This is a genomic window from Streptomyces sp. NPDC005963, from assembly GCF_040638655.1.
Lineage (GTDB): Bacteria > Actinomycetota > Actinomycetes > Streptomycetales > Streptomycetaceae > Streptomyces.
Window position 1 is genome coordinate 383,964 of the sequence record NZ_JBEXVD010000003.1, and the last position, 14,295, is coordinate 398,258.

Annotated in this window: 10 protein-coding genes; 7 read left to right on the forward strand and 3 right to left on the reverse strand. The window is 69.0% G+C overall.

The genetic code is table 11. The features are described from left to right. Positions 1-12: 12 nt before the first annotated feature. Together malQ and ABZ348_RS07730 are read right to left on the reverse strand one after the other, a co-directional pair. The gene (gene malQ, locus ABZ348_RS07725) at positions 13-2,133 is read right to left on the reverse strand and encodes a 4-alpha-glucanotransferase (protein ID WP_358930388.1); all 2,121 of its coding nucleotides are present in this window, start codon (positions 2,131-2,133) and stop codon (positions 13-15) included. A gap of 10 nt (positions 2,134-2,143) precedes the next feature. Further along, positions 2,144-2,332 carry a hypothetical protein gene (locus ABZ348_RS07730; protein ID WP_358930461.1) on the reverse strand — a complete coding sequence of 63 codons (189 nt, stop codon included), beginning with the start codon at positions 2,330-2,332 and terminating at the stop codon, positions 2,144-2,146. A gap of 645 nt (positions 2,333-2,977) precedes the next feature. Here ABZ348_RS07730 and ABZ348_RS07735 point away from each other — a divergent pair. Continuing rightward, positions 2,978-5,911: a beta-N-acetylglucosaminidase domain-containing protein gene (locus tag ABZ348_RS07735; protein WP_358930390.1), complete on the forward strand. Its 2,934-nt coding sequence runs from the start codon at positions 2,978-2,980 to the stop codon at positions 5,909-5,911. Between the two features lie 240 nt (positions 5,912-6,151). Here ABZ348_RS07735 and ABZ348_RS07740 read toward each other — a convergent pair whose 3' ends face one another. Then, on the reverse strand, positions 6,152-6,688 hold the full coding sequence (locus ABZ348_RS07740) for an HNH endonuclease (protein WP_358930392.1): 537 nt from the start codon (positions 6,686-6,688) through the stop codon (positions 6,152-6,154). 276 nt (positions 6,689-6,964) lie between these two features. Here ABZ348_RS07740 and ABZ348_RS07745 point away from each other — a divergent pair, with 276 nt between their 5' ends. The 6 genes from ABZ348_RS07745 (at position 6,965) to ABZ348_RS07770 (ending at position 14,295) form a co-directional block, all read left to right on the forward strand. Further along, positions 6,965-8,047, forward strand: coding sequence for a mechanosensitive ion channel family protein (locus ABZ348_RS07745; protein ID WP_358930394.1), 1,083 nt, complete (start codon positions 6,965-6,967; stop codon positions 8,045-8,047). A 441-nt stretch (positions 8,048-8,488) separates the two neighbouring features. After that, positions 8,489-9,649 (forward strand): ROK family transcriptional regulator, encoded by a 1,161-nt coding sequence (locus ABZ348_RS07750; protein ID WP_358930463.1) that lies wholly within the window; start codon positions 8,489-8,491, stop codon positions 9,647-9,649. A gap of 174 nt (positions 9,650-9,823) precedes the next feature. Further along, positions 9,824-11,161 carry an ABC transporter substrate-binding protein gene (locus ABZ348_RS07755; protein WP_358930395.1) on the forward strand — a complete coding sequence of 446 codons (1,338 nt, stop codon included), beginning with the start codon at positions 9,824-9,826 and terminating at the stop codon, positions 11,159-11,161. Between the two features lie 16 nt (positions 11,162-11,177). Continuing rightward, positions 11,178-12,119 carry a sugar ABC transporter permease gene (locus tag ABZ348_RS07760; protein ID WP_358930397.1) on the forward strand — a complete coding sequence of 314 codons (942 nt, stop codon included), beginning with the start codon at positions 11,178-11,180 and terminating at the stop codon, positions 12,117-12,119. Between the two features lie 3 nt (positions 12,120-12,122). After that, positions 12,123-13,022 (forward strand): carbohydrate ABC transporter permease, encoded by a 900-nt coding sequence (locus ABZ348_RS07765; protein ID WP_358930399.1) that lies wholly within the window; start codon positions 12,123-12,125, stop codon positions 13,020-13,022. A gap of 7 nt (positions 13,023-13,029) precedes the next feature. Next, a complete protein-coding gene (locus ABZ348_RS07770; RefSeq protein WP_358930401.1) occupies positions 13,030-14,295 on the forward strand; it encodes a 6-phospho-beta-glucosidase in 1,266 nt (421 codons plus the stop codon).

Below are 14,295 nucleotides of genomic sequence, written 5' to 3' on the forward strand. Positions count from 1 at the left end.
CGCGACCGGTGCTCAGCGTGTTCGACGGCCGTTGAAAACCTCCATCAGTGCATGAGTCCGAGGCGATGCGGCCCATGCCTCCAGGGTGACGGGGCGGCCTTCGGCGTCCGCCACGGGGAGCCGCCAGTTCGGATACTCGTCGCAGGTGCCGGGCAGGTTCTGCGGGCGGCGGTCCCCCACCGCGTCCGGCAGCCAGATGCCGACGAGCCGGGCGGGGGTCCGTAGGAGAAAGCGATAGGCGGCGCGGATCTGCTCCTCCTCATCCTCTCCGCCCTCTGCGCCCTCTGGCAGTAGCCCCAGGCCCTGGAAGAGGCGCAACCATCCGTGGACATCGGTCCGCTCGCGCGAGCGCTCCCGCTCCACCGGCTCGGTGAGCAGTCCGAGCCGAGCGCGCAGCTCCACCTGGGTGCCGGTGAGACGGGCCGCGGTGGACGGCAGATCGTGTGTCGTAGCGGTGGCCAAACACCCTTCGCGCCACGCGTGCGGCGGCAGTCGATGCCCATCGCCCGCCCAGTCGCGCTCGAACCAGAGCACGGACGTGCCCAACACCCCTCGGTGCGCCAGGGCCTCCCGCACCCCTTTTCCGACCGTGCCGAGGTCCTCGCCGATGACCACGGCACCCGCGCGGTCCGCCTCCAGGACGAGGACGGCGAGCATCGCCTCGGCGTCGTACTGCACATAGGTGCCGTCCGTGGGTGGGCTGCCGTCGGGGATCCACCAGAGCCGGAAGAGCCCCATCACATGGTCGATCCGCACCCCGCCCGCATACCGGAGGAGCCCGCGCAGCAGTTCGCGGTAGGGCGCGTACCCGGATGCGGCCAGGGCGTCCGGCCGCCAGGGCGGCAGCCCCCAACCCTGGCCCCGTGCGTTGAACGCGTCCGGCGGTGCGCCGACCGACATGCCCGTGGCGAAGAGCCCGCTCCGGGCCCAGACGTCGGCGCCGCCCGGGTGGACGCCGACTGCGAGGTCGTGGACCACCCCGATCGTCATGCCGGCATCGCGGGCCGCCCGGGCGGTGGCGATCAGCTGACGGTCGATGGCCCAGGCGGCCCGGGAGTGGAACTCGACCCTGTCCCTCAGCTCGCCCCGGGCGCGGCGGGTGGCGGCCGAGCACGGATCGCGGAGCTCCTTCGGCCAGCGGCGCCAGTCGGGGCCGTGCACTTCGGCGAGGGCGCACCAGGTGGCGTGTTCGTCCAGCGCTCGGCCCCGCTCGGCGAGGAAGGCGCAGTAGTCGGCGGTGCGCCCCGGTCCCAGCGGGACCCGGAACACCACTTCCAGTGCGGAGCGTTTGAGTGCCCACACGGCATCGCGATCGATCAGGGCGCCCTTGTCCAGGACCGATTCCCGCAGTCGGGCGGCCTTCTCGCCCAGGCGGTCGAGCCGGGCCCGCTCCGCGCCGACGACGTACGCGTACTCCGGTACGTCCTCGATCCGCAGATGGACCGGGTCGGGGAACAGCCGCGATGACGGACGGTAAGGAGAAGGGTCGGCGAGGGCCCCCGGCGCGGCGGGGACCCCCGAGTGGAGCGGGTTGACCTGGATGAAGTCCGCGCCCGAGGAGAGGGCCGACCAACGCGCGAGCTCGGCGAGGTCCCCCACGTCCCCCATGCCCCAGGAACGCTCGGAGAGCAGGGAGTACAGCTGGACGAGGAATCCGTGGGAGTGCGACGGAACGGCGGGAGCGCGGTCAGGGGCGACGATGAGACAGGCGTGTTCGCTGCGCCCGTCTGACGTCTCGGCTCGAAGCCGGTGCACACCACAGGGCAGGCCGTCCCACGCGGGGGCGGGCCCTCGGGCCGTGGTGCTCGGCTCTCCCTCCAGTGTGATCCACAGACTGGTGCCCTCCGGCAGATGGGCCAGGGCGGGGGGCGGTCCGATCGAGGCCGCACCGGAGCCGGGTGCGGCAATTGCCCGCCAGAGAACCACCGTGGGCGGCAGGAGTCGGTCGGCCGCGGCGGACTCTGCACGATCCAGGGCGCGACGGATCGCGGTGGTGTCCGCCGCATCGACATCGAGGGCGGCCAGGACCGCGACGACCGTGGCCTCGGGAACGGGCACCGCCCCACCCGCACCGTGCGAGTGGGTCGCAACGCCGTGCAGCGCCGCGAGCCTGGCTAGGGCCGCTAGGGCCATGGGGACTCCTTCAGACTCCTGGGGACTGAGCTCCTCCCGTGATCGCCGCGGCGGTCGGTTCGCTGGTGAGCGGGGTCAGGGAGGCGAGGGGCGGTTCGCTGGTGAGCGGCGCCGCGTCGGGCAGCGGAGGTTCGCTGGTCAGGGGCCCGGGGCCGGGCAGTTCACTGAGGTACGGGCCGGGGGCGGGCCCGGAGGGTATGCCGAGGAGGGGGCGCTGCCCCAAGGGTTTGCCAGCCAGGCCGCCGGATCCGGAGGGTTTGCCGCCGTGGCCGTGCGCCGTGCGGGGCGCGCTCGATCGGTGTCCTTCCGAGGCGCGTTCCACGGCCTGGAGCTGCTCGGGCAGGGTGGGCGCGGGCGCGAGTGCGGAGAGCAGAAGGTGGGCGGATGCGGCCATGACGAACACTCCCATCAGTCGATACTGGCGGTAACGAGTCCTTCGAGCCCTACCCCGCGGGCTCCGCTTGAGACGCTTACGTTCGATCAACGTGTCCTTCGTCACACATGGTTCCCGATCTCGCGGCCCTTCCTGATCCGGCTCTCCGCATCGCTCCGCAAGGCCGTCGTGGTGCTCGGCCCGGAGTCCCGTCGCCGCTCCCGATCGCTGCACACGGACCCGTCGACACGCCCTTCCCCCACGGCCCGTAGCCACCCCGCCCACCCCTCTCCTCCCACCCCCGGAGGACCCGCTTCAGGGCTCAGGACCACCCACCTCGGCAGGCAAAAGGCACACAACGGCCACACGCATTGACACCCTCCCCGCACGGGTGGTGGGCTTCGAGACCAAACGGTGACATCGGGGGATCGATGGCGCCTCAGAACGGCCTCAGAACGAGGGGGACCAGCGTTGCGACTCACGCGCAGCAGACGTACGGCCACCGCCGTCGCAGTCGCAGTGATGGGTGGTCTCCTCGGTGGTGCGCAGGGAGCGGTGGCCGCCCCCACCGATCCGGGCACGCCCGCCACCAACGCCGAGGAACCGAAGGGCGACACGGGCCTGCCCTCCGTATGGCCGCGCCCCCAGTCGATGCGTGCGGCGAGCACGCCCGTCGTCCTGGGCACCGAAGCCACCGTCATAGCGGCCCCGGGCGCCGACCCGTACGCGACGGCCTCGGTCCACGCCCTGTTGCGCGAATCCGGTGTCCAGACGCTCTACACCGCCCTGCCCGGCCGTGGGCCCGTCGTCCACCTCGGCGGCCCCGGTGCCCAGGACGCGTTGGGGGCGCTGCGTGCGCCCCAGCGGGCGGATCTACCGTCCGGCGGATATCGAATCGCGGTCGGGCAGGTCAAGGGCCGGGGAACGATCGCGATCGACGGCGTCGGCCAGAGCGGTCTGTTCCACGGCGTGCAGACACTGCGTCAGCTGAGGACCAAGACGGCCGGGGGCGGGGCGACCATAGCCGGGGCGGTCGTGCGGGACTGGCCGGGCACGGCAGTGCGTGGCATGACGGAGGGCTTCTACGGCGAGCCGTGGAGCCATCAGGAACGTCTGGCGCAGATCGACTTCATGGGTCGCACCAAGCAGAACCGCTATCTCTACGCGCCCGGAGACGATCCCTTCCGCCAGGCGCGCTGGCGAGACCCCTACCCCGCCGCTCAGCGTGCAGAGTTTCGCCAATTGGCCGAGAGCGCCCGTCGCAACCATGTGACGCTCGCCTGGGCGGTCGCCCCCGCACAGGCGATGTGTCTGGCCGACGACCGTGACGTCAAGGCGCTGATCCGCAAGGTCGACGCCATGTGGGCGCTCGGCGTGCGCGCCTTCCAACTCCAGTTCCAGGATGTCAGCTACAGCGAGTGGCACTGTGACAAGGACATCGAGGTGTACGGCTCGGGAGCGAAGGCCGCGGCGACGGCACACGCCCGGGTGGCCGATGCGATCGCCCGACACCTCTCCGAGCGCTATCCGGAGGCCGAGCCGCTGTCGCTGATGCCCACCGAGTTCTACCAGGAGGGCGTCACCGCGTATCGGAGCACGCTCGCCGACGAGTTGGACGGCCGGGTGCACGTGGCCTGGACGGGTGTGGGCGTGGTGCCGCGGACGATCACCGGCCGGGAGTTGGCGGGAGCGCGCGTGGCGTTCCGGCATCCGCTGGTCACGATGGACAACTACCCCGTCAACGACTATGCGCAGGACCGCATCTTCCTCGGCCCCTACACCGGTCGCGAGCCCGCGGTAGCCGCCGGCTCCAGTGCACTGCTCGCCAATGCGATGGAGCAGGCCGCGGCGTCGCGCATCCCGCTGTTCACCGCGGCGGACTTCGCCTGGAATCCGCGTGGATACCGGCCCGACGAGTCCTGGCAGGCCGCGATATCGGACCTGGCCGGCGGTGACCCGCGCACCAGGGAGGCCCTCGCAGCCCTCGCCGGCAACCACTCCTCCTCAATACTGAACCCATCGGAGTCGGGCTATCTCGAACCCCTCTTCGAAGCCTTCTGGAGCGCTCGTACGGGGACGGACACGGCGGCCCGCAACCGGGCAGCGGCCGATCTACGGGCCAAGTTCACCGTGATGCGCCAGGTACAGGAATCCCTGAAGGGACCTGCCGAGGGACGCCTCGACGACGAGGTGCGGCCGTGGTTGGAACAGCTCGCTCGGTACGGCAGGGCGGGTGAACTCGCCGTGGACATGTTGCAGGCGCAGCAGCTCGGCGACGGACCGCGGGCCTGGCGGGCATCGCTCGCGCTGGAGTCCCTCCGCAAGGAACTGACGACGAGCAAGGCCGTCGTGGGCAAGGGCGTGCTGGACCCCTTCTTGGACCGGGCCGCGAAGGAGGGCGCAACCTGGACCGGCACCGACCGGTTCAAGCCGAGCGCGGGGCAGGACGGTGTGAAGTTCGGGCGCGCCCGCCCGCTCACCGCCGTCGTGGCCATGGCCGAGCTCGATACGGGCCCCGGTTGGCTGGAGGCCCATGTGCCGGGTGAGGGTTGGCGCCCCATCGGCGCCCTCTCGTCCGACGGCTGGACCCAGGTGGACGCGCGGGGGTTGGTGGCCGACGCGGTCCGGGTCATTCCGCAGGGTGGTGCCCCGGTGGCCGTGCGCGGACTGGTGCCCTGGTTCTCCGACGAGGCCGCCGCAGGTCTGGAACTCGTACGGGACCGGTTGGACGCCGAGATCGGGGGTCCGCCCCAGCAGGCCTTCGTCCAACTGACACCGCACCGCCCCGGTGATGTCCGGGGGGCCCTGACCGCGCAGGCTCCCGAGGGGATCAAGGTGACGGTCCCGCGGCAGACGTCCGTGCCCCGGGGGGTGCGGACCCGGGTGGCCGTGACCGTCTCCGTGCCCAAGGACGCCGCACCGGGCGAGTACCGGGTGCCGCTCTCCTTCGCGGGCCAGGTGCAGACCCTGACCGTACGGGCCTTCCCCGCGACCGCCGGGCCCGATCTCGTACGCGCCCCGGGAGCAGCGGCGCTCTCGTCGGCGGACGAGACCGCGGACTTCCCCGCGGCTGCCGCCGCCGACGGCGACCCGAGGACCCGCTGGTCGTCCCCGGCCGAGGACGGCGCCTGGTGGCAGGTCCAGCTGGCGACGCCGGCCCGGGTGGGTCAGGTGGTGCTGCACTGGCAGGACGCCTTCGCCGCCAAGTACCGCATCCAGGTCTCCACGGACGGCCGTACCTGGCGTACGGCCGCGACGGTGAGCGACGGACGGGGCGGCCGGGAGGCGGTGCGCATGGACACCCGGGAAGAGGTGCGCTTCATCCGGGTCCAGGGGGATCAGCGGGGTACGCGGTTCGGATACTCGCTGTGGTCGGTGGAGGCGTACGCCGTCGCCCGGCCGTGAACCGCCTGCGGTATCGGTCCGGCCCCGCCTCGGGGAACACCGGGACCGGTGGTCGTGCGCTTCGGCGGATGCCTGGGCTGACCGCGGACCAGGGGCGCCACGGGCACGGGCGGCCTGTGGAGCGCCCCGCCCGGGGTCTGTGGGGTCGCACAGCACAAGACCCCGGTCGGCGGAGGACCACCGACCGGGTGGGACACCGATCTCCCCGAGGGAGTCGGGCCACAAAAAATGGCTCCGGATTCAGGCAGAGATGCCGTCTATCCGAGCCATTGCATCCTCAGCTCCGTACGGTTGCAGATAGGGCAGCCAGCGCGGATCCCGATGGCCCGTGCCGATGATGCGCCACGCCAGCCCGCTCGGCGGCTCGGGCTGATGGCGCAGCCGCCAGCCCAGCTCGCGCAGATGCCGATCGGCCTTGACGTGGTTGCAGCGGCGGCAAGCCGCCACCACGTTGTCCCAGACGTGTTGTCCACCGCGGCTGCGGGGAATGACGTGGTCGACGCTGGTTGCGACGCCACCGCAGTACATGCAGCGCCCTCCGTCGCGGGCGAAGAGCGCTTTGCGGGTGAGAGGAACGGGGCCCCGGTAGGGCACCCGGACGAACCGCTTCAGCCGAACGACGCTGGGTGCGGCGATGACACGGGTCGCGCTGTGCATAAAGGCGCCGGACTCCTCTAGGCAGAGGGCCTTGTTCTCCAGGACGAGGACGAGCGCGCGGCGGAGCGGTACGACGCCGAGCGGCTCGTACGACGCATTGAGGACCAGGACATGCGGCACTGTGGCTGCCTCCTTGTACGCCGGCGGCGCGTGGCTCGCGCCGGGACGATCTGCTCTCAGTCTCTCCTCAGGCCAGGTCCGAGCGCCACCACGTAGCCGTAACGGGCTCGGAGTGTTTTGAACCACACCCGAAGAGGACTACCTGCGCAACGACTGGCCTGCACGATTCATCCCCAGGTGAGCCCCGTCTCTCCCTCGAACATCACAGCGGGACCGCCGGGATGCCCCGTTAGGGTGGTTGGTCAGCCCATCGTCCTGCCCAGGAGGTCCCCCCACGTGACCGCGCTCACGCTGCCCGCTCTGTTGGCCGCCGATCCCTCGGCCCCGCCGTCGGCACCGGTTTCCTTCGACGAGGCGGCCAAGCACGCGGAGGACGCTGCGGGCTGGGTGGAGCAGAACTGGTCCACCTGGCTGAACACCAGCCTGCGTATCGCGCTGATCCTCATCATCGCCTTCGTCCTGCGCATGTTCGTGCGCAGGGCACTGACCCGGTTGATAGCGCGGATGAACCGTTCCGCCGATGCCGTGGAGGGCACGACGATCGGCGGGCTGCTGGTCAATGCCGAACGTCGGCGACAGCGCTCGGAGGCCATCGGTTCCGTCCTGCGGTCGGTGGCGTCCTTCCTGATCCTCGGCACCGCGGGCCTGATGATCCTCGGCGCCTTCAAGATCGACCTCGCCCCGCTGCTGGCGTCGGCCGGTGTGGCGGGCGTGGCCATCGGATTCGGCGCGCGCAACCTGGTGACGGACTTCCTGTCCGGGGTCTTCATGATCATGGAGGACCAGTACGGGGTGGGTGACTCCGTGGATGCGGGAGTGGCGTCGGGCGAGGTGATCGAGGTGGGACTGCGGGTCACCAAGCTGCGCGGCGACGACGGCGAGATCTGGTACGTGCGCAACGGTGAGATCAAGCGCATCGGAAACCTCAGCCAGGGGTGGGCGACCTCGACCGTCGACGTCACGGTCCGCCCTTCGGAGGATCTGGAGCGGGTGCGCTCGGTCATCGGCGAGGTGGCTGAGGGGCTTGCGAAGTCGGAGCCGTGGAACGAGCAGTTGTGGGGACCGGTCGAGACCCTGGGGCTGACCGAGGTGCTGCTGGACTCCATGACGATCCGGGTGGCAGCCAAGACCATGCCGGGCAAGGCGCTCGGCGTGGAACGGGAGCTGCGCTGGCGCATCAAGCAGGCGTTCGACGCGGCGGGCATCCGGATCGTCGGTGGTCTGCCCCAGATCGCGGAGGAAGTGTCGGGCCCCGATCCGGCGGCTACCGTGGCTCCGCCCTCGGCCCTGGCGAACCCTGCCTCGCCGCAGTCCATGGCCGCGGCACCGCTCCAGCCGCCGACCAATCTGACGAAGTAGTCACCACACGGCGGTCACCCGCGTCGAAGGGCCCGCGGACGACCGTTTCACGACCGGGTGCGCAGGCGCACGGGATCATGGAGCCGGCCTGCTCACAGGGCTCGCAGACGTCTTCCGCACCCCTGGCCCCACTCTGGTAGGCCCGGACCGCCGCCCTCTGACGGAGGGCCTCGCCCACGTTCCGTACCCCTGGATTCAGGGCCCAGCCACCCCGATCGGTCAGGTACCTGTCAGAATTGCAGACCCCCGAGGGTGCGAGGTAACGGATTGATAGCCCCGCGCACGAGGCATTGACGCGTCCCCGGCGAGCACTTAGTTTCCTCAGCGGATAGGAAACTTTACTAACAATCCCTGCGCACATCGGCAGCCGAAGGGAAAGGTGCATCCGCCGTGGCCGGTCCTCCCGGAACCACCCCCGGAACACCGCGGGTCCTGCGCGCCATGAACGACCGCGCCGCGCTGGACCTCCTGCTCGAACACGGACCCCTCTCCCGCACCAAGATCGGCAAGCTCACCGGGCTCTCCAAGCCCACCGCGTCCCAGTTGCTCGCCCGACTCGAAGCCGCCGGGCTCGTCATCACCACCGGCACCACCGTCGGCAGCCCCGGCCCGAGCGCACAGCTGTACGCGATCAACGGACGCGCCGCATTCGCCGCGGCCCTCGACGTCACGCCGCTGCGCATCCGGGCCGCCGTCGCCGATCTCACCGGCACGGTCATCAGCGAGTACGAACTCCCCACCCCGGGCCGCCGCGCCGTGAGCGTCGTGCGCCAGGTGGCCGAGGCGCTCGACGGGGCGGTGAAGGACGCGGGCTTGACCCGCAACGACATCCATCGGGCCGTCATCGGCACCCCGGGCGCCTTCGACCCGTCCACCGGTCGACTGCGGTACGCCTCCCACCTCCCGGGCTGGCACTCCCCCGCGCTCCTCGACGAGTTGGCCGCCGAACTTCCGATGCCCGTCGAGTACGAGAACGACGTCAATCTTGTTGCCGTGGCCGAACAGAGGCTCGGAGCGGGCCGGGGCAACGAGGACTTCCTCCTCCTGTGGAACGAGGAGGGCTTGGGCGGGGCCGTCGTCATCAACGGCCGGCTCCACCGGGGCTTCACCGGCGGCGCGGGAGAGGTGGGCTTCCTCCCGGTGCCCGGGATGCCGTTGATGCGCCGGGTCGCCAAGACCAACGGCGGCGGCTTCCAGGAGTTGGCCGGTGCACAGGCGCTGCCCGGGCTGGCCCGGGAGGTCGGCGTTAAGGGCATCGGACAGGGCCGCTACACCGAGGTGGCCAGCGCCCTCGTGGCGCGGGCGGCCGAGGCCCGCTCGGGTCCGTACCGCAAGTTCCTCGACGCGTATGCCACGGCGCTCGCCACCGGCCTCGCCTCCATGGTCGCCCTCTTCGACCCCGAACTGATCGTGCTCTCGGGCGAGGCCATCGCCTCCGGCGGCGAACCGCTGCGGGCCCGGGTGCACGCGGAGCTGACCGAACTCGCCGCCTCCCGGCCCCGGCTGGTGCTGGGAGCGGTGAGGGAACGCCCGGTCCTGCGGGGAGCGTTGGAAAGCGCCCTGACCACCACTCGGGACGAGGTCTTCGACACCTCGCGCTGAGGTTCCACACAGCACACCACTCGTAACTCCCCCCACTCCGGCGCCATCCGCCCGAGGGGCCTCCCCACCCATCGGGTCCGCCGGCAGCACACCAGCACCACAAGGAAACACACGCGCCACAGCCAGCACAGACAGGCACCACTCGTCCCTCACCCCACACAGGGAGACAACGCCATGTCCATACGCACGCGCAAAGCAGCAACGACCGTCGCCGCGACGGCGGTGATAGCCCTCATGGCCTCCGCCTGCACGGGCTCGTCCGAGGGCGAGACCCAGGACGATCCGAAGGCCAACACCACCCTGACGTTCTGGCACGGCTGGTCGGCCCCCAGCGAAGTCAAGGCGGTCCAGGAGAACGTCAAGCGCTTCGAGGCGACCCACAAGAACATCAAGGTGAAGATCGTCGGCAATATGACCGACGACAAGATCAACCAAGCGCTGCGCGCGGGCGGTTCCAGCGCCCCGGACGTCGTCTCGTCCTTCTCGACCACCACGGTCGGCCAATTCTGCTCGTCCGGTGCGTTCGTCGACCTCAACGAATACCTCAAGAAGTCGAACATCGACCCGAAGAAGGTCTTCTACAAGCCTCTCCTCGACTACACGCAGTTCGAGGGCAACCAGTGCTCGCTGCCCCTCCTGAGCGACGCCTACGGCCTCTACTACAACAAGGACGCCTTCGACGCGGCCGGCATCACCGCTCTGCCCAAGACCTGGAGCGAGTTCGAGAAGGTGGCGCAGAAGCTGACCAAGCCCAAGGGCGCGGGCTACGAACAGCTCGGCTTCATGCCGAATTACCACGGATACGAGACCACCAACTCGCATTACCTATCCCAGTGGTCCGCGACCTACTTCGATGCCGAGGGCAAGTCGAACGTCGCCAAGGACCCTGCTTTCGCACGGATGATGACCTACCAGAAGGGTCTCGTCGACAAACTGGGCGGTTTCGCAAAACTGGAGAAGTACCGCAACACCTTCGGTGACGAATGGGGCGCGAAGCACCCCTTCCACACCGGCCAGGTCGCCATGCAGCTCGACGGCGAATGGCGGCTCGGCATGGCCAAGGACGCCGGCGTCAAGTTCCGCATCGGCACGGCACCGCTCCCGGTCGCCGATGACCAGGTCGCCGACTACGGCAAGGGATATCTCGCCGGCACGATCATTGGCATCGCCTCCACGAGTAAGAAGAAGAACACCGCGTGGGAACTGGTGAAGTACATGACCACGGACACCGACGCCGTGGTCGCCTTCTCTAATGGAATCCGCAACGTGCCATCGACGATCGAGGCGCTGAAGTCCCCCGATCTGAAGCACGACGCCGATTTCCAGACGTTCATCGACATCGCGCAGCACCCCAAGTCCAACACCAGCCCTGCCAACATCGACGGCGGCGCCTATCACACGACGCTCCAGGACCTCGCCTACCAGTACGAGGCGGGGAAGGTGAAAGACCTCCAGGCCGGCTTGGAAAAGGCCGCCCGGCAGATCGACACCGACATCGCGAAGCTGAAGTGAGCGGGACGACACCGCGATGACCACGTACACCCTGCGTTCGAAGCGCCGCCGAGCGGCGCTTCGAACCGCGGCCTTCCTGTCGCCCTGGCTGATCGGCTTCAGCGTCTTCTTCGCCTATCCGCTGATCTCGACCGTGTACTTCTCCTTCATGAAGTACGACGGAATCCGTCCACCCGTGTTCGACGGTCTGGACAATTGGACCTACGTCTTCAACGACTATCCGCTGTTCTGGCCCGCCGTGCAGAACACGCTCTGGCTCGTACTGGTGGCCGTCACCTGCCGCGTCGCGTTCGGGCTCGGCATCGGTCTGCTCATCACCAAGATCAAGACGGGTGCCGGAGTCTTCCGCACCCTCTACTACCTGCCCTATCTCGCCCCGCCGGTCGCCGCGACGCTGGCGTTCGTGTTCCTGCTCAACCCCGGTACCGGCCCGGTGAACTCCATTCTGGAATCCTTCGGGATATCGGCCCCCGGTTGGTTCACCGACCCCGCGTGGTCCAAGCCCGCCCTCACCATCCTCGCCGTCTGGGGAATCGGCGATCTGATGGTGATCTTCATGGCGTCGCTGCTCGATGTGCCCAAGGAGCAGTACGAGGCCTCGAAGCTGGACGGCGCCTCCCCCTGGCAACAGTTCCGTTTCATCACCCTGCCGAACATCTCCCCGATCATCCTGTTCGCAGTGGTCACCGGGGTGATCCAGGCGATGCAGTACTACACCCAACCGCTGGTGGCCGGAAAGGTCGCATCCGGAGTGATCGGCGGCAGTGGGCAGCAATTCGAGCCCGGATATCCGGACAAGTCCACGCTGACCCTGCCGCAGATCATCTACAACGCCGGATTCCAGCGCTTCGACTACGGAGCGGCAGCCGTGATCGCACTCGTACTGTTTGGACTGTCGATGCTCTTCACCGCGTTCTTGATGCGCAGCAGGGGCGGACTCATTCGGGTGGGTGATTGAGCCATGGCCCTCTCCCTCAAGGAGCGGTCCCCCGGGTCCGCAAAGGAACCCCTGACACCGGCGCACCGCACGGCACGCCGCAAGGCACTGCTGCACTGGATTGCGGTGCATTCGCTGGGAGTCGCCGCCGCTCTGTTCTTCGTGCTCCCCTTCGTCTTCGTCGTGCTGACCTCGCTGATGGGCAGTCAACAGACGCTGACCCGCGATCTCGTTCCCACCACGTGGGAATGGGGGAACTACACCAAGGTCCTCGACACCCCGGGCTTCCTGACCTGGTGGCGGAACACCCTGGTCTACGCGGGTGTGGGCACCGTCTTGACGGTCGTCTCCTCGATCCCGGTGGCGTATGCACTCGCCAAGTTCCGGTTCCGTGGCCAGCGACTGGCCATGATGCTCGTCATCTCCATGATGATGCTGCCGCCCCAGGTCATCATCGTGCCGATGTACCTGTTCTGGGCGAAGGAACTGGACCTCGCGGGAAGCCTATGGCCGCTGATCATCCCCATGGCGTTCGGGGACGCGTTCGCCATCTTCCTGTTGCGCCAGTTCCTGCTGACCATTCCCGGTGAGTATCTGGATGCGGCACGCGTGGACGGCTGCGGCGAACTGCGCATCCTGTTGAAGGTGATCCTGCCGATGGCCAAACCCGGAATCGCCGCGGTGGCGCTGTTCCAGTTCTTCTTCGCCTGGAACGACTACTTCGGCCCCCAGATCTACGCGTCCGAGAACCCGGGCGCATGGACCCTCAGTTACGGTCTGGAATCGTTCAAGGGAGCGCACCACACCGACTGGAATCTCACGATGGCTGCGACCGTCATGGTCATGGCCCCCGTGATCCTCGTGTTTTTCTTCGCCCAGAAAGCGTTCGTCGAGGGTGTCACACTGACCGGAGTGAAAGGCTAGGAATTTGATGAAGCTCGCAGTCGTTGGTGGCGGGTCCACCTATACCCCCGAGTTGATCGACGGCTTCGCCAGGCTGAGGGACACCCTGCCCGTCAGCGAGCTCGTCCTGATCGACCCCGACGCCGAACGTCTCGAACTCGTCGGCGGTCTCGCCCGGCGCATCTTCGCTCGGCAGGGGCACGACGGGAAGATCGTTACCACCACCGACACGGACGCGGGCGTCGCCGACGCCGACGCGGTGCTGCTCCAGCTCCGCGTCGGCGGACAGGCAGCACGTCAACAGGACGAGACCTGGCCGCTGGAGTGCGGGTGCATCGGTCAGGAGACCACCGGTGCGGGCGGTCTCGCCAAGGCGCTGCGGACCGTGCCCGTGGTGCTGGACATCGCCGAGCGCGTACGGCGCACCAACCCCAACGCCTGGATCATCGACTTCACCAATCCCGTCGGCATCGTCACCCGGGCGCTCCTCCAGGCAGGACACAAGGCCGTGGGGCTGTGCAACGTCGCCATCGGCTTCCAGCGCAAGTTCGCCGCGCTGTTGGACACCACCCCGTCCGACATCCATCTGGACCACGTCGGCCTCAACCATCTGACCTGGGAGACCGGCGTACGCATCGGCGGTCCCCGGGGCGAGGACGTGCTGCCCAAGCTGCTGGCCGAGCACGGCGAGTCCATCGCCGGGAACATCCAGCTGCCGCGTGCCCTGCTCGACCGGCTGGGCGTCGTACCGTCCTACTACCTGCGCTACTTCTACGCTCATGACGAGGTCGTGAGGGAACTCGCCACGAAGCCCTCCCGGGCCGCGGAAGTCGCCGCCATGGAGAGCGAACTCCTGCGGATGTACGCGGACCCGGCGCTGGACACCAAGCCGGAACTGCTCGCCAAGCGCGGCGGGGCCTTCTACTCGGAGGCCGCCGTCGATCTCGCCGCGGCCCTCCTCGGCGGTGGCGGCAGCCCCCACCAGGTGGTGAACACCCTCAACAACGGCACGCTGCCCTTCCTGCCGGACGACGCCGTGATCGAAGTGCAGGCGGCCGTCGGTTCCGAGGGCGCCACCCCGCTGCCCGTACCGGAGCTCGACCCCCTGTACGCGGGACTGATCGCCCAGGTCACGGCCTATGAGCAACTGGCCCTGGATGCGGCGCTGCACGGGGGTCGCGAACGCGTCTTCTCCACGCTCTTGTCCCATCCGTTGATCGGACAGTACGAATACGCCGAGGCGCTCACCGACAAGCTCATCGCGCACAACCGCGAGCACCTGACGTGGGCGTGA